The sequence below is a fragment of the Acinetobacter sp. CWB-G5 genome (assembly GCF_019209785.1).
In the GTDB taxonomy this organism is placed as follows: domain Bacteria; phylum Pseudomonadota; class Gammaproteobacteria; order Pseudomonadales; family Moraxellaceae; genus Acinetobacter; species Acinetobacter johnsonii.
The window spans coordinates 25,611-45,045 of sequence record NZ_JAHUTF010000013.1 but is presented as its reverse complement, the minus strand read 5'-3'; the positions used below and the strand labels follow the sequence as shown (position 1 = coordinate 45,045).

General features: G+C 42.0%; 22 protein-coding genes. 7 read left to right on the top strand and 15 right to left on the bottom strand.

The window, feature by feature from the left end; all coding sequences use genetic code 11:
* Nucleotides 1-13: 13 nt before the first annotated feature.
* The 4 genes from proC to ppx are packed head-to-tail and all read right to left on the bottom strand — an operon-like array spanning nt 14 to nt 4,534.
* Nucleotides 14-844, bottom strand: coding sequence for a pyrroline-5-carboxylate reductase (gene proC, locus KVY11_RS15035; RefSeq protein WP_221188627.1), 831 nt, complete (start codon nt 842-844; stop codon nt 14-16).
* Between the two features lie 28 nt (nt 845-872).
* Nucleotides 873-2,219, bottom strand: a complete 1,347-nt coding sequence (tilS, locus tag KVY11_RS15030) for a tRNA lysidine(34) synthetase TilS (protein ID WP_218289395.1) — start codon at nt 2,217-2,219, stop codon at nt 873-875.
* A complete protein-coding gene (locus KVY11_RS15025; protein ID WP_078388708.1) occupies nt 2,156-2,980 on the bottom strand; it encodes an acetyl-CoA carboxylase carboxyltransferase subunit alpha in 825 nt (274 codons plus the stop codon). Before KVY11_RS15025 ends, tilS begins: the two co-directional genes overlap by 64 nt.
* A gap of 30 nt (nt 2,981-3,010) precedes the next feature.
* Nucleotides 3,011-4,534, bottom strand: a complete 1,524-nt coding sequence (gene ppx, locus KVY11_RS15020; RefSeq protein ID WP_004692262.1) for an exopolyphosphatase — start codon at nt 4,532-4,534, stop codon at nt 3,011-3,013.
* Between the two features lie 263 nt (nt 4,535-4,797).
* Between ppx and trxA the strand changes: the two genes are divergently transcribed.
* The 3 genes from trxA to KVY11_RS15005 all read left to right on the top strand — a co-directional run bounded on the left by trxA (nt 4,798) and on the right by KVY11_RS15005 (nt 7,377).
* Nucleotides 4,798-5,124: a thioredoxin gene (gene trxA, locus KVY11_RS15015; RefSeq protein ID WP_004692264.1), complete on the top strand. Its 327-nt coding sequence runs from the start codon at nt 4,798-4,800 to the stop codon at nt 5,122-5,124.
* Nucleotides 5,125-5,454: 330 nt separating this feature from the next.
* Nucleotides 5,455-6,723: a transcription termination factor Rho gene (rho, locus tag KVY11_RS15010; protein WP_004692266.1), complete on the top strand. Its 1,269-nt coding sequence runs from the start codon at nt 5,455-5,457 to the stop codon at nt 6,721-6,723.
* A gap of 411 nt (nt 6,724-7,134) precedes the next feature.
* The gene (locus KVY11_RS15005; RefSeq protein WP_218289394.1) at nt 7,135-7,377 is read left to right on the top strand and encodes a hypothetical protein; all 243 of its coding nucleotides are present in this window, start codon (nt 7,135-7,137) and stop codon (nt 7,375-7,377) included.
* A 142-nt stretch (nt 7,378-7,519) separates the two neighbouring features.
* Here KVY11_RS15005 and KVY11_RS15000 read toward each other — a convergent pair whose 3' ends face one another.
* From KVY11_RS15000 to pheS, 3 genes are all read right to left on the bottom strand, one after another.
* Nucleotides 7,520-7,816, bottom strand: a complete 297-nt coding sequence (locus KVY11_RS15000; protein ID WP_004649746.1) for an integration host factor subunit alpha — start codon at nt 7,814-7,816, stop codon at nt 7,520-7,522.
* Entirely contained in the window at nt 7,813-10,194 is a 2,382-nt protein-coding gene (gene pheT, locus KVY11_RS14995) for a phenylalanine--tRNA ligase subunit beta (RefSeq protein ID WP_218289393.1), read from the bottom strand. Before pheT ends, KVY11_RS15000 begins: the two co-directional genes overlap by 4 nt.
* A gap of 132 nt (nt 10,195-10,326) precedes the next feature.
* Nucleotides 10,327-11,307: a phenylalanine--tRNA ligase subunit alpha gene (gene pheS / locus KVY11_RS14990; protein ID WP_218289392.1), complete on the bottom strand. Its 981-nt coding sequence runs from the start codon at nt 11,305-11,307 to the stop codon at nt 10,327-10,329.
* 157 nt (nt 11,308-11,464) lie between these two features.
* Here pheS and KVY11_RS14985 point away from each other — a divergent pair, with 157 nt between their 5' ends.
* Nucleotides 11,465-12,481, top strand: a complete 1,017-nt coding sequence (locus tag KVY11_RS14985) for a hypothetical protein (RefSeq protein WP_218289391.1) — start codon at nt 11,465-11,467, stop codon at nt 12,479-12,481.
* Between the two features lie 61 nt (nt 12,482-12,542).
* Here KVY11_RS14985 and KVY11_RS14980 read toward each other — a convergent pair whose 3' ends face one another.
* The 4 genes from KVY11_RS14980 to rpmI form a co-directional block, all read right to left on the bottom strand.
* The gene (locus KVY11_RS14980; RefSeq protein ID WP_126037951.1) at nt 12,543-12,755 is read right to left on the bottom strand and encodes a hypothetical protein; all 213 of its coding nucleotides are present in this window, start codon (nt 12,753-12,755) and stop codon (nt 12,543-12,545) included.
* Nucleotides 12,756-12,883: 128 nt separating this feature from the next.
* On the bottom strand, nt 12,884-13,435 hold the full coding sequence (locus KVY11_RS14975) for an adenylate kinase (RefSeq protein ID WP_218289390.1): 552 nt from the start codon (nt 13,433-13,435) through the stop codon (nt 12,884-12,886).
* A 152-nt stretch (nt 13,436-13,587) separates the two neighbouring features.
* Complete coding sequence (gene rplT, locus KVY11_RS14970) at nt 13,588-13,947, bottom strand: 50S ribosomal protein L20 (protein ID WP_004692276.1); 360 nt, start codon at nt 13,945-13,947, stop codon at nt 13,588-13,590.
* 11 nt (nt 13,948-13,958) lie between these two features.
* On the bottom strand, nt 13,959-14,153 hold the full coding sequence (gene rpmI, locus KVY11_RS14965) for a 50S ribosomal protein L35 (protein ID WP_004278281.1): 195 nt from the start codon (nt 14,151-14,153) through the stop codon (nt 13,959-13,961).
* Nucleotides 14,154-14,374: 221 nt separating this feature from the next.
* Here rpmI and KVY11_RS14960 point away from each other — a divergent pair, with 221 nt between their 5' ends.
* Both KVY11_RS14960 and KVY11_RS14955 read left to right on the top strand, forming a co-directional pair.
* Nucleotides 14,375-15,628 carry an MFS transporter gene (locus tag KVY11_RS14960; protein WP_218289389.1) on the top strand — a complete coding sequence of 418 codons (1,254 nt, stop codon included), beginning with the start codon at nt 14,375-14,377 and terminating at the stop codon, nt 15,626-15,628.
* Nucleotides 15,629-15,732: 104 nt separating this feature from the next.
* Nucleotides 15,733-16,464: an energy transducer TonB gene (locus KVY11_RS14955; protein ID WP_218289388.1), complete on the top strand. Its 732-nt coding sequence runs from the start codon at nt 15,733-15,735 to the stop codon at nt 16,462-16,464.
* Nucleotides 16,465-16,570: 106 nt separating this feature from the next.
* Here the strand turns inward: KVY11_RS14955 and KVY11_RS14950 are convergent, their stop codons facing one another.
* The 3 genes from KVY11_RS14950 to KVY11_RS14940 all read right to left on the bottom strand — a co-directional run bounded on the left by KVY11_RS14950 (nt 16,571) and on the right by KVY11_RS14940 (nt 18,030).
* Entirely contained in the window at nt 16,571-16,999 is a 429-nt protein-coding gene (locus KVY11_RS14950) for a YqaA family protein (RefSeq protein ID WP_218289387.1), read from the bottom strand.
* Between the two features lies 1 nt (nt 17,000).
* Complete coding sequence (locus KVY11_RS14945; protein ID WP_062033473.1) at nt 17,001-17,294, bottom strand: hypothetical protein; 294 nt, start codon at nt 17,292-17,294, stop codon at nt 17,001-17,003.
* Nucleotides 17,295-17,409: 115 nt separating this feature from the next.
* Nucleotides 17,410-18,030 carry a glutathione S-transferase family protein gene (locus tag KVY11_RS14940; protein ID WP_201706078.1) on the bottom strand — a complete coding sequence of 207 codons (621 nt, stop codon included), beginning with the start codon at nt 18,028-18,030 and terminating at the stop codon, nt 17,410-17,412.
* 120 nt (nt 18,031-18,150) lie between these two features.
* Between KVY11_RS14940 and KVY11_RS14935 the strand changes: the two genes are divergently transcribed.
* Complete coding sequence (locus KVY11_RS14935) at nt 18,151-18,789, top strand: class I SAM-dependent methyltransferase (RefSeq protein ID WP_218289386.1); 639 nt, start codon at nt 18,151-18,153, stop codon at nt 18,787-18,789.
* 90 nt (nt 18,790-18,879) lie between these two features.
* On the opposite strand, the gene infC is transcribed toward KVY11_RS14935, so the two are convergent.
* On the bottom strand, nt 18,880-19,431 hold the full coding sequence (gene infC, locus KVY11_RS14930; protein ID WP_050796974.1) for a translation initiation factor IF-3: 552 nt from the start codon (nt 19,429-19,431) through the stop codon (nt 18,880-18,882).
* Nucleotides 19,432-19,435 lie beyond the last annotated feature (4 nt).

Sequence of the window (19,435 nt, the reverse complement as noted above, 5' to 3'; positions counted from 1 at the left end):
CTAAATAAAACGATTATTTGCTACTTTCACTCAACTCTTGAGCAAGTTCCTGACTGCGCTTTTGAGCAGCAGCCAATGCAGCTTGGATATTTTGTGAAATTTGTGCACGATCAAACACTTCAAGTGCCGCTTGGGTTGTACCATTCGGTGAAGTAACATTTTTACGCAATTCAGCTGGTGTATTTGAGCTGGTAATTGCCATTTGTGCCGCACCCAGTGCAGTTTGCAACGTCAATGCCGTTGCCACTTTTTCATCTAGACCGAGGTTTTTACCTGCACGGATCATGCTTTCCATCATATAGAAAAAATACGCAGGACCTGAACCAGACACCGCAGTCACAGCATCAATTTGCGCTTCCTCGCCTACCCATAAAGTTAAGCCAGTCGCAGCAAGTACTTGGCTCGCCAAATCACGGTCTTCTTTATCTACAGCCTCAGTGGCATATAAACCATGCGCACCTGTTTGTACTAAAGCAGGTGTATTTGGCATTACACGAACAATACGATTAGTGCCAGCTAATGCAGCAATCGTGGCAATTTCAGCACCCGCAACGATCGAAATAATCAACTTACCGTCAAATAAACCATTTAATGGTTTTAAAACATTGGCTAAAACTTGAGGTTTAACCGCTAAGACCACGACATCGGCTTCACGAATAGCAGATGCGTTGTCCTCAGTCACCACCAAGTCTTTTTCAGCCAATAAATGACGAACTTGTTCAACAGGATCAGAAACCGTAATGCGAGTTGAAGGTAAACCACGTGAAATCAAGCCACCAATGAGGGCTTGAGCCATGTTACCACCGCCGATAAAACAAATATTACGATTCAACACTGCGCTCATGATTATTTCTCTATCCTGAATTTTTTAACTAAGCGATTAAATTTGGTTGCCATCCACCCGCTTCACAATAAGCCGACTCGACCAACCAAAATCCTTTAGGCGTAAAAACACCAAGCATAACATTATCTATGCTTAATATTTGTATTGTATGACGTTGCCACGGAAAAATTTGTGCGCTATGAATGGCTTTTTTCAACGGCCAAGCCCCAACACGTCCATACAAATGCAGTTTTTCCCCACCTAAACGTGGTTTTATCTGTAAAGGCTGCTCTAATAATGCAGAAGACAGTCCATATTTTTGTGTTTCAATGTGATATTGCCCTGAAGCCAATGCATAAGCTTGATCTAAACTAAACCGTTGCTCAATTGACTCAATCGTCTGAAATTGTTCCGCCAAATACTCGGCTTTACTGACACGAAAGAGCTGTTGTTGATAGCGTACATAATAATATTGGTTCCAATGCAATGCGGCTTGAGCATCCACTTTGGATTCAATCACCTCATCAAACAGGCGTTGCACCATATCAAAAGCAGGGCGATATAAATCCTCACCTTTCATCCAAGCAGAGAGCAACTGTCGCTGTCTCGGTGCAGATAACTGACGAAATGGGGTTAAATTTAAAACCGCAGCATTCCCACAACTAGTCCAGTCTTGCGCCAACACATCGACTAAAATCGTTTCGGCATCTTGCATCAAATAACTGGTGCGTGCCAAAGCTTGCTGCATTTTCGGAAAGCGTTGTTCTAAAATTGGCCACAATTCAGCTCGGCACCATGCCCGATCATAACTGGTATCAAAATTGGTTTGGTCTTGAATATTTCTTAGCTGCATCTCAGCGGCCCACAGCTTAATTTGCTGTCTGGACAAAGCCAATAGCGGGCGCCAAATTGTAAATTGCTCTCGTATGTCGATGCTCTGCATGGCGGCAAGTCCATGAATTCCCGCACCAGAGAGTAAACGGAGTAAAACGGTTTCAGCTTGATCTTGTTGATGATGAGCGAGAACTAAAATTTCATTGGCAAGAAGATGCTTCTGAAAGGCAGCATAACGTGCACTACGTGCTTGGCTTTCTACATTGCCTGTATCAACATCCACCGCTTGAATCACACATGGGACATCCAAGACATAGCATTGTTCTTGAACAAAGCTGCCCCACTGCGGACTGACATCCTGCAATTGATGATCAATATAGATGGCACGAATGCGCTTGGGAAATAAATGAGACATCAAATGGAGTAGCAGCATGGAATCCATGCCACCACTACATCCGATTAAAAAATGAGGCTGTTCAGGCGTATCCTGAAACTCAGTTAAGACACTAGCCCTAAATTGTCGCTGCCAAACTTCATTAAACGTTGGTAACGTGCTTCGCATCGTTCATTCGCATCCATTGGTTGCAACTCAGCCAATGCATCTTTTAAAACGGTTTTTAAAGCATGCATGACTTGTTCTGGGTTGAGATGAGCGCCTTCACCTTCATCGACCACATATTCAACAATACCAATTTTCTGTAATTTTTCAGCAGTCAAGGCCAAAGCTTCGCTGGCTTGCTCTGCTTTTTCAGCTGTTTTCCATAAAATAGATGCACAGCCTTCAGGTGAAATGACTGAATAAATACTATGGGATAACATCACTACACGGTCAGCCACACCAATACCCAGTGCACCACCTGAACCACCTTCACCGAGTACGGTTGCAATGACAGGCACTTTCAAGCTTGAAAGTTGTGCCAAAGATGTTGCAATTGCTTCAGCCTGACCACGTTCTTCTGCACCCACACCTGGATATGCACCCATGGTGTCAATAAATGTAAAGACGGGTAGATTAAAACGTTCAGCCATATCGAGTAAACGTTGTGATTTACGATAACCTTCTGGGTTACTCATACCAAAGTTATGTTGTAACTTTTCACGCGTACTACGACCACGGTGTTGACCCACAATCATGACTGGCTGACCATCAAAGCGAGCTAATCCACCGATCATTGCACCATCATCACCAAATAAGCGATCACCATGCAAAGCATCAAATTCGGTAAAAATTTCACTCACATAATCTAAAAATTGCGGACGCTCAGGATGACGTGCAATTTGAACCGTCGTCCATGCTTTGGATTGCGCAGCTTTATTCTTCATAGCTCAACCATAAATCCCTAATTGACCAATTTATTCATCGACAAATTGTTCTGATTGGATATCCAGCTCAACATCCCAATGCTTAAATTGCGCTTGCTCATCATGCAAGTCTGCAACCAACAAAGGCCATTGCGCGGCATTACCAGAAACACTCAGCTGCCATTGTTGCGCATTGCCTACTGTTAATTCAATGGCAGGAAGCATCTGATCGCTACGACTATGATTGAGTAAAACAGCAAGGCGAAGTAACAAACACAGATAGACTAATTTGTTGCCGCCGACTTTCATCACATCGACACGCGCGTCACTACGCAGCTTACGACGGTGATGGGCCACCAAATGTGATAGATGGTTTTGATCAATTTGCGAGAATCCCGCAATGTCAGAATGTTGCAACAAATATGCACCATGACGATGGTAGCCCGCATGACTAATCGCTAAACCAATTTCATGCAGATAAGCTGCACGACGCAGTAAATCACTGTCTTCTGTGGTTAATTTTAGTGAGTCCGCCACACCATCAAACAAATGCTGAGCCATGTTCACGACCCGTTCAGCTTGTTTTGGATCGGCGTTATAACGGCCCATTAACGCTTGTACAGAACGATCTCGAATATCTTCATGTTGAAAACGCCCCAGTAAGTCGTACATCACCCCTTCGCGCAGGGCACCATCTGAATACACCAATTTATCCAGTTCGAGTACATCGAAAATGGCATAAAGTATAGCGATTCCGGCTGGCAAAACTGCTCGACGGTCTTCTTTTAGACCATCAAATTCCATCTCAGCGACGTGTTTATATTTGAGCAATTTTTCTTTAAGCTTATCTAAACCGTCACGGGTGAGTTCTTCTTTTTCATTACTCCAACCCATATTCACGGTAATTTGACGACACGCTTTGATGGTTCCACTCGAACCGACCACCGTATCCCAACCCGCTTCTTTATAGGTATTTGCAATACCAGACAGTTCCTTACGTGCTGCAACCACGGCTTTATCAAAACTTTTTTGGTTAATTTCACCATCAACAAAGAAGGCTTTGGTAAATGCTACACAGCCCATTTGTAAAGATTCGGTATGAATGGGTTCAAATTCTTCACCAATAATCAGCTCTGTTGACCCCCCACCGATATCAATCACAAGGCGGCGCCCACTGTTTACCATAGTGTGCGATACACCCAAATAAATCAGACGAGCCTCTTCACGACCTGCAATAATTTCGATGTGCTTCGGCAAAATTTCTGCCGCTTTTTGAATAAATTCATGTCCATTTTTGGCTTGGCGTAGCGCATTGGTCGCCACAATTCTTAAACGATTCGGCTGAACCGAACCTAAGCGTCCGACAAAGCGAGATAAACAGGCCAAACCACGTTGCTGTGCGGCTTCTGTTAAGTTTTTATTTTCATCTAAACCCGCTGCTAACTGTACTTTTTCTGACATTGACGCAACTTTTTTCACTTCGCCATGGTCCACTCGCGCAATCGCTAAGTGGAAGCTGTTCGACCCCATATCGATGGCAGCAAGTAACTCTTCATCAATCAAAAAATCAGACATGATTTAATATAAACCTATACAGAATTGTGCTTAGATTAATTCACCTCCATGCAATTTAAAAGCCATTTGTGGTCAGAAATTGACGAGCCTTTAAAATTTCGGCATATATGACAATTGTGTTACACGATCAGTAACATCGTGAGCTTCAATTAGACAAATTCAAACTAAAGGTTGAAAATTTAGTAATCCATCTACTCAGTGATAGCAGGCTATGACATACTATTAGCCATAAAACTATCCAAAAATTGAAACTGGAGCTATCCATGTCTGGCAATATCGTAAATACAACTGATACAAACTTCGACGCTGATGTACTTCAATCAGACGTTCCTGTGCTTGTTGACTTCTGGGCAGGCTGGTGTGCGCCATGTAAAGCAATTGCACCTGTATTAGAAGTATTGGCGAACGAATACGAAGGTAAAGTGAAGATTGTTAAAGTTGACGTAACTTCTTGCGAAGCAACGGCTGTGAACTATAACATCCGCAACATTCCTGCATTACTTATGTTCAAAAATGGTGAAGTTGTTGCTCAACAAGTGGGCGCTGCACCAAAATCGAAATTGACTGCTTTCATTGAAGAAAACATTTAAGCATCCGTTTAGATTGAAAATGAAATACGCTGCCTAAACAACAGCGTATTTTTTTCGGCTATAAATTGACAAGTCTGTCTTTCTCTCTTATATTGCATGATCAAGAGATAAAGGATTATTCAATCCTGTCATTTTCTTAAAAGACACAACACATAAGATCGCCGCTCGGCAATACAAATTGTTTTGACACGTTTCTCTTCAAACAATGAATCAGTCCTCTGAATTGTTATAGTTCAAATACAATTGCGTTACTTCATTGCATGTCTGCGGCTAAATGTTGCTTCCTTTTCATCCTGTAATTTAGAATTTTTGATTCTTATCTGACCTCCTATGAATTTAACCGAACTCAAGAAAAAACCGATTGGCGAACTCATCAAAATTGCTGAATTTATGGGCCTCGAAGGAATGGCTCGTAACCGTAAGCAAGACATTATTTTTGCCATCTTAAAGCGCCATGCGATGAATGGCGAAGAGATCTTTGGTGATGGCGTTTTGGAAATTCTGTCAGATGGCTTCGGCTTCTTACGCTCTGCAGCAGGTTCTTACCTTGCAGGCCCAGATGACATTTATGTTAGCCCATCTCAAATTCGTCGTTTCAATCTACGTACTGGTGACACCATTACGGGAACCATTCGCCCACCCAAAGAAGGCGAACGTTATTTTGCACTGTTAAAAGTGAACCAAATTAACTACGACACGCCAGAAAACTCACGCAACAAAATCTTGTTTGAAAACTTAACACCTCTTTTCCCAACCGAACAATTGGTGATGGAACTTGGTAACGGGACGACAGAAGATTTAACTGCACGTGTAGTTGACTTGGTTGCACCTATCGGTAAAGGCCAACGTTCAATTATCGTAGCACCGCCAAAAGCGGGTAAAACCATGTTGTTACAAAACATCGCTCAGTCGATCGTGCGTAACAACCCTGAGTGCTTCCTGATCGTTCTTCTCATTGACGAACGCCCTGAAGAAGTGACCGAAATGGAACGTACTGTTCGTGGTGAAGTCATTGCGTCAACGTTTGATGAATCTCCTGCTCGTCACGTTCAAGTGGCTGAAATGGTGATTGAAAAAGCAAAACGTTTGGTTGAGCACAAGAAAGATGTTGTGATTCTTCTTGACTCCATTACCCGTTTAGCACGTGCTTACAACACGGTTGTGCCTTCATCTGGTAAGGTTTTAACTGGTGGTGTGGATGCACATGCGCTAGAACGCCCTAAGCGTTTCTTCGGTGCAGCACGTAATATTGAAGAAGGTGGCTCACTAACCATCATTTCTACAGCCCTGATTGAAACTGGCAGTAAAATGGATGAAGTGATCTACGAAGAATTTAAAGGTACTGGTAACCAAGAAATTACACTGGATCGCCGTATTGCAGAAAAACGTGTCTTCCCTGCGATGAACATCAAAAAGTCTGGCACCCGTCGCGAAGAGCGCTTAATGTCTGAAGACAATCTACGTAAGGTTTGGATTTTACGTAAGTTACTTCATACTCAAGATGAACTTGCAGCAATGGAGTTCTTACTTGATCGCATGAAAGAAACTAAAACCAACGATGATTTCTTTGATCAAATGAAGCGTAAAGCAACCAGTTGATCCGACCTGCTTCACCTAAAAAGGCTGTCTTAACGACAGCCTTTTTATTTGGTTGACTTAGCTTACACAAAGCAACATTTTATCCGATTCTCTGTAAACTTATTTGCAAGTTTTTGATAAACAAAAATTTGAAATAAAAAACCTTCATCTTTTTAAATGTTTATTCAGCACTTCTCCAATACAAACCTCATCATTGATTGTTATTTTCTGTTAAAAAAGCCCTGTTTTTAGACCTTTTTTATCACTTTTTTCATCCCAGCTAGTAGCAATTCAAAATGCGCAGTGATAGCATATTTGCAGACCAGTTAGGCTGCTCCTGCATTGTTAGTCCCTAGCAAAATTAGGAACAATAAAAGCACACAACAGACTAACGTCGGTTTTTTTTAATCTCATATTTTAGAGAGTGATGCCATGTTATTCAAAAAAATCGCTATTGCTGCTGCAGTTGCTACTACTTTAGCTTTCGTTGGCTGTGCTAAGAAAGAAGAAGCTCCTGCTGCTGCTGCTGCATCTGAAGTTGCTGCTGCATCTGAAGCTGTTCAAGCTGCTTCTGAAGTTGCTGTAGATGCTGCTGCTGCTGCATCTGAAGCTACTGTTGCTGCTTCTGAAGCTACTGCTGCTGCTTCTGAAGTTGCTGCTTCTGAAGCTCACTAATCTCTTAGAGATTAGTCAGAAAAAGAGAGCCCTTGGCTCTCTTTTTTTATGCTCAAAATTTATCAAAAAACGACGTTCCATTATTTGGCAAGAATTGAATCAGCCAAACGATCATCAAAAATTCTAAGCAAAAAAAAGCAGATCAATCGATCTGCTCATTTCCCACACGCTGGCGGAATTTCTGCCCTGCGCGGAAGGTCACTACACGACGTGCAGAAATCGGAATTTCTTCACCCGTTTTCGGGTTACGACCTGGACGTTGACGTTTATCACGCAACTCAAAGTTACCGAAACCAGAAAGTTTAACTTGCTCACCAGAGATTAGCGCTTGGCTAATCTCGTCAAAGAACAACTCGACCATTTGCTTAGCTTCACGACGGTTTAAACTCGTGAGCTCACTTAGATGGTCAGCCATTTCCGCTTTTGTTAATGCTGTCATGAAGCCCTCAATGTCGCCTGATAAGTGTTTTCCAACACTTGTAAAATATGATCCATACCGGATTTAATTTCAGCATCTTCAAGCGTACGTGATGGGTGTTGCCAAAGAAGTGCAAATGCCAATGAGCGCTTACCGTCTTCAACGCCTTGCCCAGTGTACACATCGAACAACCAAGTCGAGTCTAAAAGCTCACCACCTGTTTTTTCGATAAGTTGCTGAATTTCACTTACATTTATCTTATCACTAATTAAAAGCGCAATATCACGTCTAACCGACGGAAAACGTGATAATTCTGTAAAATTAGATACATAAGTTTGCAAAACAGCCGATTGATCAAGTTCAGCCACCCAAGTTGTGCTCAAATCCAGTGCATCTTCTAAAGATGGATGTAATCGACCAAAGTAACCAATAGATTGGCCATCGACTAAAATCTCAGCAGACTGTCCTGGATGCAACCAGCTACGCTCAGAACGAACATAGTCTACTTGCACACGACCTGCTGCCAATACTTCTTCAATTTCACCTTTGAAATCAAAGAAATCCATAGCTTGAGGTTTAGCATGCCAAGTTTCTGAAGTTTTTGCACCTGTTGCAATCACTGCAAGGGTAGGAATTTGTTTCAAATCATGAATAGATTCAGCATCTTGATAGTCAAAACGCAAGCCTAATTCAAAGAAACGTACACGGCTTTGTTGGCGGTTTACGTTGTATTGCACACACGGAATCAAACTAGAGAGCAATGTTGAACGCATCACCGCTAAATCACTTGAAATCGGGTTAGCCAAAGCCAAAGGATTCACAGCCGCATTGAGTTGCTTCTCAAGCTTTAAGTCTGCAAAGCTAAAGCTAATCGCTTCTTGATAACCCAAAGTCACGAGAGTTTGACGAAGCTGAGCCATTTCAAATTGGTCTTGATATTGCGCCAATTGCGCTTCAATTTTTGGCAAACTGATTTGAATATTGTCATAACCATGAATACGCGCAACTTCTTCAATCAGGTCTTGGTAGATCGCCATATCATAACGGTGTGAAGGCGGTACTACAGACCACTGACCTTCTGCTTTAACCGTCACAGCACAACCTAAACGGGTTAAGGCATCCGCGATAAATGCAGCATCTACGCGATAACCGAGCAATTGATCCACTTGTGCTTGTTCTAGCTCAATCGCTTCACGCTTCGGTAAAACAGCTGCTTGTTCCGCTATCGTAATCGGACCAAACTCACCACCCGCCAATTCTGCAATCAATTGTGATGCACGGTGCATCGCGAGTATTGGGAGTTCAAAATCCACGCCACGCTCATAACGCTGTGACGCATCGGTATGTAAACCAAAGCTGCGGGCACGGCCTGCAATGGCTAATGGAGCAAAGAATGCAGACTCTAAGAAAATGTCTTGGGTTTCATCGGTAACAGATGAAGACAAGCCACCCATGATGCCTGCAATCGCTAATGCTTTTTCATCATCCGCAATCACCATGACTTTTTCATTGAGCTCAACTTCTTGTTCATTCAGTAGAACCAATTTCTCCGCCGTATTCGCTTGACGAACTTGGACTGAACCTTGAATTTTTGCTGCATCAAAAGCATGGAGCGGTTGACCCAACTCCATCAGTACATAGTTGGTAATATCAACCAAAATACTATGCTGACGAATCCCTGAGCGAACCAAAGCACGTTCCATCCATTCTGGGGTTGCGGCTTTGGTATTCACGTTTTTAATCACACGACCCAAATAGCGCGGGCAGCCTTCAGTGCTCACCACAACTTTTTTCTCATCAGCAATGGTCGCAGCAACGGCATTAATTTCAGGTGCAGTCACAGTCAGTTGGTTAATTACCCCAATTTCACGGGCAATACCACGAATACTAAAACAGTCACCACGGTTTGGCGTGATGCTGATATCAATGACATGATCATCTAAATTTAAATATTCACGAATATCCACACCGACAGGTGCATCAACGGGCAGCTCTAAAAGGCCATCAATTTTGTCTTCTAGATCAATTTCAGATGCACCACACAACATCCCTTGTGATTCAATGCCACGAAGTTTGCCTTTCTTGATTTTGAAATCGCCTGGAAGCACAGCACCAATGGTTGCCACAGGGGCTTTCATACCAACCCGTACGTTTGGTGCACCACACACTATTTGTAACGGCTCGCCTGAACCAATATTCACAGTGGTCACACGTAAACGGTCTGCATCAGGATGTTGCTCTACCGTCAACACCTCACCAACAACCACGCCAGTGAACGGTTTTGCCGCAGGCGATAAATCATCGACCTCTAAACCCAACATGGTCAGTTGATCAGATAAAGTATTGCTATCAACGGCTGGGTTAACCCATGTACGCAACCAATTTTCGCTAATTTTCATTTTGTTAAAAACCTATAAATCTAAATTTTTGAATCCCCCTCTAACTCCCTCTTTTGGAAAAGAAGGAGAACCCCGAGTCATCACAAACAACTCCTCTCCTTCAAGGAGAGGCTGGGAGAGGTATAAATCTGTTTAAGCAAATTGGCGTAAGAAACGCACATCGTTTTGGTAGAACATACGTAAGTCATTGATGCCATAACGAAGCATCGCAAAACGTTCCACACCTAGACCGAAAGCAAAGCCTTTGTATTTTTCAGGATCAATCCCTGCTGCCTGTAAGACATTTGGATGTACCATGCCACAACCAAGCACTTCTAACCATTTACCACGCTCATCCATAATATCCACTTCAGCGCTTGGCTCTGTGAATGGGAAATAAGATGGACGGAAACGTACTTTTAAGTCTTTTTCAAAGAATTCGTTTAACAGATTGACCAATAAACCTTTCAGTTCTGCAAAGCTAGTATTTTCAGCTACATACAAACCTTCAATTTGATGGAACATTGGCGAATGCGTTTGGTCAGAGTCACAGCGGTATACACGACCTGGGCACACAATACGAATCGGGGGTTGCTGGGTTTCCATGGTACGAATCTGCACACCCGAAGTATGGGTACGTAACAAATGTGTCGCATCAAAATAGAATGTATCGTGCATTGCACGCGCAGGGTGATGCCCTGGAATATTTAAAGCTTCAAAGTTGTGGTAGTCATCTTCAACTTCTGGGCCAGTTTCAATCACAAAACCGGCTTTGGTAAAGAACTGACAAATGCGCTCTTGCACTTGAGTAACAGGGTGAATACTACCAATCGTTTGACCACGACCCGGTAAAGTAATATCCACCGTTTCACTTGCAAGTTTTTGCGCCAAAGCTGCTTGTTGTAATTGTGTTTGGCGTTCAGTTAAAGCACCGGTAATCGCTTCGCGGACTGCATGAATTTGCGCACCAAAATTTTTACGCTCTTCAGGGTCCATTTTACTTAAAGCTTTGGATTGCTCAGCGAGCTGGCTTTTCTTACCCGTAAACTGCACTCGTACTTGATCGAGTGTAGCAAGGTCCTCTGCTGCTGCAATCGCAGCAAGCGCTTCAGTGGTCAGGGCTTCCAGTGACATAGTAACTCTCAAAGCAACAATTTATAAAATTAATAAAACCCCATATTCTATCAGTTTTTAAGCACGTTGATGAAGCTCTACGATCAGGAAAATTTGTTTAGTACATGGTTTTATAAACAGGTTAAGATAGTGACATCACAGAAGAGAACAACAAACAATGTCGCTTGATCCTATTTGGCAACAACAACTTACTTTAGTTACTTATGGCAATGAATATTTGCGCCACAACCTAAGTTTCCAACGTTGGTTAGAACATGCCATTTTTGACCGACATTGCTTTCAGTTTCGTGATCTAAATAGCCAACATTTACTGGCTCAGCATTTTCAAGTGTGGCTTGAAGCCTTAAAAAAACAAGGGGTCAAACAACTCAGTCTGCATAGTTCAACATTGCTAGCAGATGAAAAGAACCCTAACCCAAATGTTGAACTCCTCGCTACCCCCCATATTATTGTGAGCCATCAAGCACAGCAAAAAACTGCTTGGATTTTTGGTAAAGAACTGGCGGAGTGGTACAGCGCTGAACACGATTTTATAATTCCAAAAACACAACAAAGCTCAATCCGTAGTGAAAATTTATGGCGTTTTGAACTGAATCACAAACTCAGCAAACGCATTGAAGCAGACTTACAAACGCCGAAATGGGATGAAATCGAAAACTTTACCGAACAAGAACTGTTTAGTGCGCCATTTGCACAAGGTTTAGTAGAGCCTGAGACGGTAAACTTACCTTACTATGGACAACAAGATGCCTCAGATGAAGCCCATCATCTCGCTCTTTTACCAACAGACTACGCTGCTGATTATGCACACCAAACGCTGTATCGTTTAGATGCTCTATCAGCATTGATCCAGACTAAGATTCAACATCCTTACAATGCAGAAGGCCACGTGCTCACGCCAGATGAGCAATTGAATCTACGTCATTTTGAACAAAAGATTGATGATTTAAGTACCAAGTTTATCGTGAAAGTGGCCAATCACTATCAAACCGCGCAGCTCACACCCAAAGACACGACTACACCACTTAATGCTCGCAATCATTCAACACCTAAATTAAGTGCGATAGAGACCAAGCCTCATGAAACACACCACAAATCTGGGAAAACCGGGGTATTTGCTTTAATCGTAATTACGATTTTGATTTGTGTAGTGGGCTATTATTTTGGCTTATAAGCTATTAGAGGTATATCAAAGCGCTCCTCTCTAAGAGCGTTTTTTTATGGGCTCAATTTCTTCAGGCGGTAATAAGAAGGTTGAAAGGCTGGATTTTGATTTGCACCTTATGCTGATTGGCATGTTGATTTATATAATGATTAACCGAAACCACCTCGCCTTCAAGCTCCGCATCAGGTCCATACATAATTTTGACTGACTCACCTTTTCTGGGAATCATTTGTAATTCCACCGTGATACTTCCCTGTCCCATCCCAGTAATTTCTGCAAGCATATCCTGCTCCTTTTCTTTTTAATCTTTTTATTTATTAGGCATCGGCCATCTTTGAGATTAAAGCAGATTTATGTAACTAAAGCTTAAAGGTTCATCTTGATCGCTGAGTATGTACTGATATTTTTTATTTAAACGCTATGCTTTTCAACAGCCAACTGATTTAAAAAGCAACTCACCTGTTTTGGTGTCTTTAAATGAATCCACTGTATATGTTGATATTCAGGCATCTGCATCATTTTTAAGTATTTCTGTCGGTTTTTAGCATGTGTTTTGATCATCCACCAAATAATCGATTCCCGACCAAACATCCGCAGCAAACTTTCCCGATTATTTGAGTTTTCCCATAAATCCTGTTGCGCCCATGCCCGCTGAACCGCACGCTTCACAGAACGGTAAAGGTTGACTGGAAACGGTAAGTCCAACCAAATGACAGTATCAATTTCCGCCCATTTCACAGGAATGGCGCGGGTATAGTTACCATCGATCACATAGCCCTGTGTCGCCTTTTGTACTTCCGACTCAATCTTGGCAAAGAACACCTCATCGGGACATTCTTGCCAGTCGTCTAACCAAAACAAATTATCCAACTCGATATAATGCAAATCTAACTTTTCGGCCAAAGCTCTGGAAAATGTAGATTTTCCCGTGGCAGAGGTTCCTACGACATTGATTCTTTTCATTGTACTGGCCTAACGCTGATGCGGTCTTTCTTATCATATGTAATTATGGTTGTATCACAGTCTCACCTTTGACCCATAAAAAATTTGATTCAAAAGATAATCGGCAATAAAAAAGACCGCTAAAAAGCGGTCTTTCTTTAAGTCTTAAAGACTTATGCAGCTAATGCATCTTTAGCTTTAGAAGCTAAAGCAGCAAATGCAACTGCGTCATGCATAGCGATGTCAGCAAGTACGCGACGGTCGATAATCACTTGAGCTTTTTTCAAGCCAGCGATCATACGGCTGTACGATAAACCATTTAGACGAGCACCAGCATTAATACGCGCAATCCATAGAGCACGGAATTGACGTTTTTTCTGACGACGGTCACGGTAAGCGTATTGACCCGCTTTGATTACTGCTTGGAACGCTACGCGATATACGCGTGAACGAGCGCCGTAGTAACCTTTAGCACGAGCAAGAATTTTTTTATGACGGCGATGAGCCTGTACACCACGTTTTACACGAGCCATTTATAATCTCCTTAGATGTATGGGCACATACGACGAACTGAAGCAACGTCACTCACGTGAACCATTACACAGCCGCGTAATTGACGAATACGCTTAGCAGATTTTTTGGTCAAAATGTGGCGTTTGAACGCTTGTTTACGCTTGAAACCGTTAGCAGTAGCTTTAAAACGCTTAGCTGCACCACGGCGAGTTTTCATCTTAGGCATAACAACCTCTTTTGAACACCTGTTCGGAACGTTTGCACCATTGCAAAACGACCTGCAGGTAAGGGAGCGAATATTCTAATCGAACTTTGTCTAAAACAAAAGCAAATAATCAACAATAAAAGCAAGCTTAGTTTATTTCCCGATAAGCTTTAAGCGATGAATTTATAACCGAGGTTTAGTCCAAGTCGTATAATGCCTCATTCATTCCATACTGTACCCTTATGAACACCACACAGGATGCTTTTGCCGTACTCAGATACCGAGACTTTTCTATTGTTACACTCAATCAATTTTGTCTGACACTTGCCATTTTGATTCAGGAAATTATTGTGGCGTATTCTTTGTATAAAATTACCAAAGATCCTCTCACTCTAGGCTTGATTGGTCTGGCAGAAGCAATCCCCTTTATTGCGCTCTCCTTATGGGGCGGCTATTTTGCCGATCGCTTTAATAAACAAACCATCATGAAAATCTGCTTATTCTTTGCCATTCCTCTGCCCTTGGTTTTATGGGGGTTATTTCATGCTTATGGCTTAAAGCACATTGAACTCTCCACCCTGTCATGGGGTGTCTATGCCGTGATCTTTGGCCTAGGAACAATTCGAGGTTTCTACAATCCATCCGCAACATCACTCAAACCTTTTTTAATTCCTCGGGAAATTTATGCCAATGGTGCTACATGGACCACCATTGGTTGGCAAAGCGGGGTGATTATTGGGCCAATGCTCGGTGGATTTATGCTGGCATTTTTAGGCCGTGAAACCAGTTTAATCAGTGTAGCGGTACTGCTCAGCCTATGTTTCTTACTCGTCAATCTTTTAAGCAAACGCACTTTTCCTAAAATTGAAACGGAACGTGTACTACAAAGTTTAGGTGAAGGCTTTCGTTTTATTGCCAAAACTAAAATTGTCCTCTGGGCCATCTCACTCGACTTAGTCTCGGTACTGTTTGGTGGTGTGATTGCTTTGCTCCCGATCTTTGCTGAAGATATTTTGAAAATTGGGCCCGAAGGATTGGGCTATTTACGGGCAGCGCCATCGATTGGTGCACTCATTACCATGATTGCGCTGACACGTTTTCCGCCCACCCGACATGCATGGCGCAATATGCTGCTTGCTGTTGCTGGTTTTGGCCTATTCACCTTATTGTTCGCTTACTCAAACTATCTCTGGCTATCTTTATTTGCTCTTGCTATGACGGGTGCATGTGACAGTATTTCAGTGGTAATTCGTCAGACTATTTTACAAATTTATCCTCCTGAAAATATGCGAGGCCGTGTTGCAGCTGTAAATGGTATGTTTGTGTCGAGTAGTAATGAACTGGGGGCATTTGAGTCAGGTCTTGCAGCAAAATATTTAGGCCCTGTGATTGCAACGGTTTTTGGCGGCAGCATGACGCTCTTGGTGGTCGCACTCAGTTGGGCTAAAACCAAAGACTTATTTGGTGTAGACATCACCCAAGCCGAGCAAAAATAGTTTTAATTTAACAATATAACTTGCGAGTCTTTCTAATTCAGGAAATACTCGCAACAATTATTTAAGTCATGCGCACTGGATGCGTTATAAAAGAAATCGATCATATGAAACCACTCTTCTTGCTCGCATTGTCTACACTGCCCTTTCATCTCAGTCATGCAGCTCAACCACCATTAGAACTCACCATTCAAAAAAGTTCAGCTCAATCGGCGCATTTGACCACGCGTATTCAATGGGTAGATTTTCCCAAACCCCAATATAAAAATAGCGATTTAAATCAACAAAACCGTGCAGCAATTATTCGTGTGTATGCAGATGAAACAGGTGATGTAACCAAAGCGACAGTCCAAGAAACGACGGGAATCAAAGCTTTGGATGAAAAGCTGGTAAATGCCGTACTTCAAGCCAAAGTAAAACCTTTTATGGAGGACGACACCGCTTTAGCTGTCATTGGTTATCAAGTTTTTAATTTAAACCTAACCCCAAATGATGCCGAAGCATGTAACTACACCTTCGACTCGAAGAATTGGCTTGCACAACAACAGCAGCAAAAAGTGCCTTTTCAATATCAGGCTCAACCTAAGCTTGCGCTAGATTCTACGCAGTTGAATGATCATGACCGTCAAATTAAATTTAGCTTTAAAGCCGATAAACACGGCAACATCAAGAAGCCTAAAATTATCAAAGGTTCAGGTATTTACGCGCTTGATCAACAAGTTTTACAAGCCGTTGCAAACAGCAAAGTCAGTGTTAAACGCACGGCAAGTACACTGTGGCTCTATAAAAAGTCTAAATTTAAAGATGCGATTGAATTCGATCTAAATGCTTGTCGTTAAAAATTTAGCATGACACGAGTTTTTACTCACTCGTGTCATCTCTCTAGATAAACTTTAAACCCATTCAGCACATATAAGCATATGGCTAGTTGGTCTCTGAAAATAATTAGAACTGACTAAACATCCAATACACAAAAAGATAGCGTCCGATTTTCGCAATACTCACCATCACGACAAAACGAACAAAGTTTTCTTTGAGTAATCCTGCAATGAGGGTAATCGGATCGCCAATGATGGGGATCCAACTGAGCAATAAAGACCAAAAACCATATTTTTGATAAATACCCTGTGCCTGCAACATCTTTTGCTCTGAGACGGGAAACCATTTTTTATTTTTGTATTGCTCAACTTTCAGGCCGAGCCACCAATTCACACAGCTACCTAAAATATTGCCTAGGCTTGCAACAGCTACCAATAACCACACTGGATACTGCGTCTGAGCCAACAATCCCACCAAGACGGCCTCTGACTGCAAGGGTAGCAGTGTCGCCGCCCCAAAGGCAGAAAGGAAAAGTAGTCCTAAGGCCCACATCATTTTATGATTTTAAACCCAGCTTTTTCTTGGTTGAGCTGTAAGCAAAACTTGACCAGATCAATGCCAGAATCAACAAAGACCAACGTGACCATGAATATTTATCGGCAATCGGTTCAATTGCAGCTCGAAGTACCGCCTGATCTTTGGTATTCAGCAGTTCAATGATTTTTTGAATGTGTACCGCTTCAGCTACAAATAGCACCAAACATCCCGCAATCCCCACAATAATACTGAGATAGATTTTAGGATTCGCTTCAATAATACGGGTTAAATTGAGGAAAAACTCTTTTTTCATTACGCTGATGTCCAAACAACCTTTCAACAAAAAAGCCACCCATCGGTGGCTTTAAAGAATGGCTTATACCTTGAAGGTGCTAAGCTTAACACAGTTCAAGTCAGCGCTTCTGTAACTAATTCACTTGAAGCGCCAACGCACGCTGAACTGCAGGACGCGCTTGAATACGCTCCATATAAGCCTTCACATTTGGATAGTCATTTATATCAATTTGTTGCCATTCATAACGCAAAATCCATGGGAAAATTGCCATATCCGCTATCGAATACTCGCCAGCCACATAGTTTTGACCAAAAAGCTGATTATCTAGTACAGCATACAAGCGCTTGGTTTCATTGACATAGCGTTCAGTCGCATACGCAATACGTTCGGGTGCAAATTTACTAAAGTGATGGTTCTGTCCAAGCATTGGACCAAAACCACCCATTTGCCACATCAACCACTGCTCAACTTCAACACGAGACTGTTCATCGCTTGGATAAAACTGTCCTGTTTTACGCCCTAAATACTGCAAAATCGCCCCTGACTCAAACACAGAAATGGCTTCACCTTTGGGGCCATCTTGATCCACAATCGCAGGGATTTTATTGTTGGGTGAAATGCGCAGAAAGTCGGGTTGAAACTGATCATTTTCTAAAATATTGATGGGAAAAACTTGATACTCCAAACCCATCTCTTCTAATGCAATGCTAATTTTATGTCCGTTGGGTGTTCCCCAATAGTACAAATCGATCATTCTTATTTCCTGAGTTTATTCACTTATTTTGGATACACGATATCATAATTAAACATGACTATTTTTATGTAATTTTATATATTACTTAGCTTTTATGCGAATAAAAAATGACTTAACAACATGAATAAAATCATTGATATTCCAAGCCCAATCGATCTTAAAGATCCGCTACATGCGACACAGTGGGCAAAGGAAGCAAACCTTAAACGACCTTACCGCATCGAGTTCTTCGAACACTATATTTCTCAATTTTTAAATCATCCAAAACCAGATGTCCGTATTTTAGAATTAGGCTCAGGCCCCGGTTTCTTTGCATATGAGCTCTTAAGTAGACGAGCTAATATTCATTATACAGCCGTCGATTTTTCAGCGGCTATGCATAACTTAGCCAAACAACCCTTAGCTGCTATTCCCCATACATCCGTAGATTTTATCATCGCTGATTTTAAACAGCAGGATTGGTATACAGTTCTGAATGGTCAACGCTTTGACTATGTCGTGATTCATCAAGCTTTACATGAACTTCGCCATAAAGCATATGCTTATGAGTTTCATAAGAGTATTGCACAGCAAGTTATCCAACCCCATGGCTCCTACTTCATGACCGATCACTTGGCCCAACCTGATGGAAATATGAAGAATCTCGAACTGTATATGACCAAAGATGAACACATGCAAAGCTTAAGTAACGCTAACTTTAGGGATATTCAGATTGGACTTGAGATAGACGGCTTATGCACTTTGCAAGCAACTTTATAAGATCATAATCAAATTGGTTAGTAGCCTTCTCTTGATATTGCAATAAAAAAAGCACTGCATAGGCAGTGCTTTTTTAAGATCAATGGATCATTACTTTTTCTTTTTAGGACCAAGCAACATACCCATTTGACGACCTTCCATTTTTGGTGATTGCTCAACAACACCAATTTCAGCCACATCTGCTTCAACTTTTTGAAGTTGAGCCAAACCAAGCTGTTGGTGCGCCATTTCACGACCACGGAAACGAAGAGTAATTTTTACTTTGTTGCCTTCTTCAAGGAACTTAGTGATTGCACGTAGTTTTACGTTGTAATCACCAACATCAGTACCCGGGCGGAGTTTGATTTCTTTCACCTGTACTTGATGCTGTTTTTTCTTCGCTTCTTTCTGCTTTTGCTTTAGATCAAACAAATGCTTGTTGAAGTCCATGATTTTACAAACAGGCGGTTCAGCGTTTGCTACGATCTCAACAAGATCAAGCTCAACACTTTCAGCAGCGCGTAATGCTTCTGCCAAGCTAACAATACCTTTTTGCTCACCATTTTCGTCTACAAGACGGACTTCTTTCGCACGAATTTCATCATTCAAAGCAGGACGGTTTGATTTGTTACCGCCCTGTTGATTACGGTCAGGCTGTTTAATCGCT

Coding starts and splice junctions, on each gene's coding strand:
- proC (WP_221188627.1), bottom strand. CDS start 844: ATGAGCGCAGTGTTGAATCGTAATATTTGTTTTATCGGCGGTGGTAAC.
- tilS (WP_218289395.1), bottom strand. CDS start 2,219: ATGCGAAGCACGTTACCAACGTTTAATGAAGTTTGGCAGCGACAATTT.
- KVY11_RS15025 (WP_078388708.1), bottom strand. CDS start 2,980: ATGAAGAATAAAGCTGCGCAATCCAAAGCATGGACGACGGTTCAAATT.
- ppx (WP_004692262.1), bottom strand. CDS start 4,534: ATGTCTGATTTTTTGATTGATGAAGAGTTACTTGCTGCCATCGATATG.
- trxA (WP_004692264.1), top strand. CDS start 4,798: ATGTCTGGCAATATCGTAAATACAACTGATACAAACTTCGACGCTGAT.
- rho (WP_004692266.1), top strand. CDS start 5,455: ATGAATTTAACCGAACTCAAGAAAAAACCGATTGGCGAACTCATCAAA.
- KVY11_RS15005 (WP_218289394.1), top strand. CDS start 7,135: ATGTTATTCAAAAAAATCGCTATTGCTGCTGCAGTTGCTACTACTTTA.
- KVY11_RS15000 (WP_004649746.1), bottom strand. CDS start 7,816: ATGACAGCATTAACAAAAGCGGAAATGGCTGACCATCTAAGTGAGCTC.
- pheT (WP_218289393.1), bottom strand. CDS start 10,194: ATGAAAATTAGCGAAAATTGGTTGCGTACATGGGTTAACCCAGCCGTT.
- pheS (WP_218289392.1), bottom strand. CDS start 11,307: ATGTCACTGGAAGCCCTGACCACTGAAGCGCTTGCTGCGATTGCAGCA.
- KVY11_RS14985 (WP_218289391.1), top strand. CDS start 11,465: ATGTCGCTTGATCCTATTTGGCAACAACAACTTACTTTAGTTACTTAT.
- KVY11_RS14980 (WP_126037951.1), bottom strand. CDS start 12,755: ATGCTTGCAGAAATTACTGGGATGGGACAGGGAAGTATCACGGTGGAA.
- KVY11_RS14975 (WP_218289390.1), bottom strand. CDS start 13,435: ATGAAAAGAATCAATGTCGTAGGAACCTCTGCCACGGGAAAATCTACA.
- rplT (WP_004692276.1), bottom strand. CDS start 13,947: ATGGCTCGTGTAAAACGTGGTGTACAGGCTCATCGCCGTCATAAAAAA.
- rpmI (WP_004278281.1), bottom strand. CDS start 14,153: ATGCCTAAGATGAAAACTCGCCGTGGTGCAGCTAAGCGTTTTAAAGCT.
- KVY11_RS14960 (WP_218289389.1), top strand. CDS start 14,375: ATGAACACCACACAGGATGCTTTTGCCGTACTCAGATACCGAGACTTT.
- KVY11_RS14955 (WP_218289388.1), top strand. CDS start 15,733: ATGAAACCACTCTTCTTGCTCGCATTGTCTACACTGCCCTTTCATCTC.
- KVY11_RS14950 (WP_218289387.1), bottom strand. CDS start 16,999: ATGATGTGGGCCTTAGGACTACTTTTCCTTTCTGCCTTTGGGGCGGCG.
- KVY11_RS14945 (WP_062033473.1), bottom strand. CDS start 17,294: ATGAAAAAAGAGTTTTTCCTCAATTTAACCCGTATTATTGAAGCGAAT.
- KVY11_RS14940 (WP_201706078.1), bottom strand. CDS start 18,030: ATGATCGATTTGTACTATTGGGGAACACCCAACGGACATAAAATTAGC.
- KVY11_RS14935 (WP_218289386.1), top strand. CDS start 18,151: ATGAATAAAATCATTGATATTCCAAGCCCAATCGATCTTAAAGATCCG.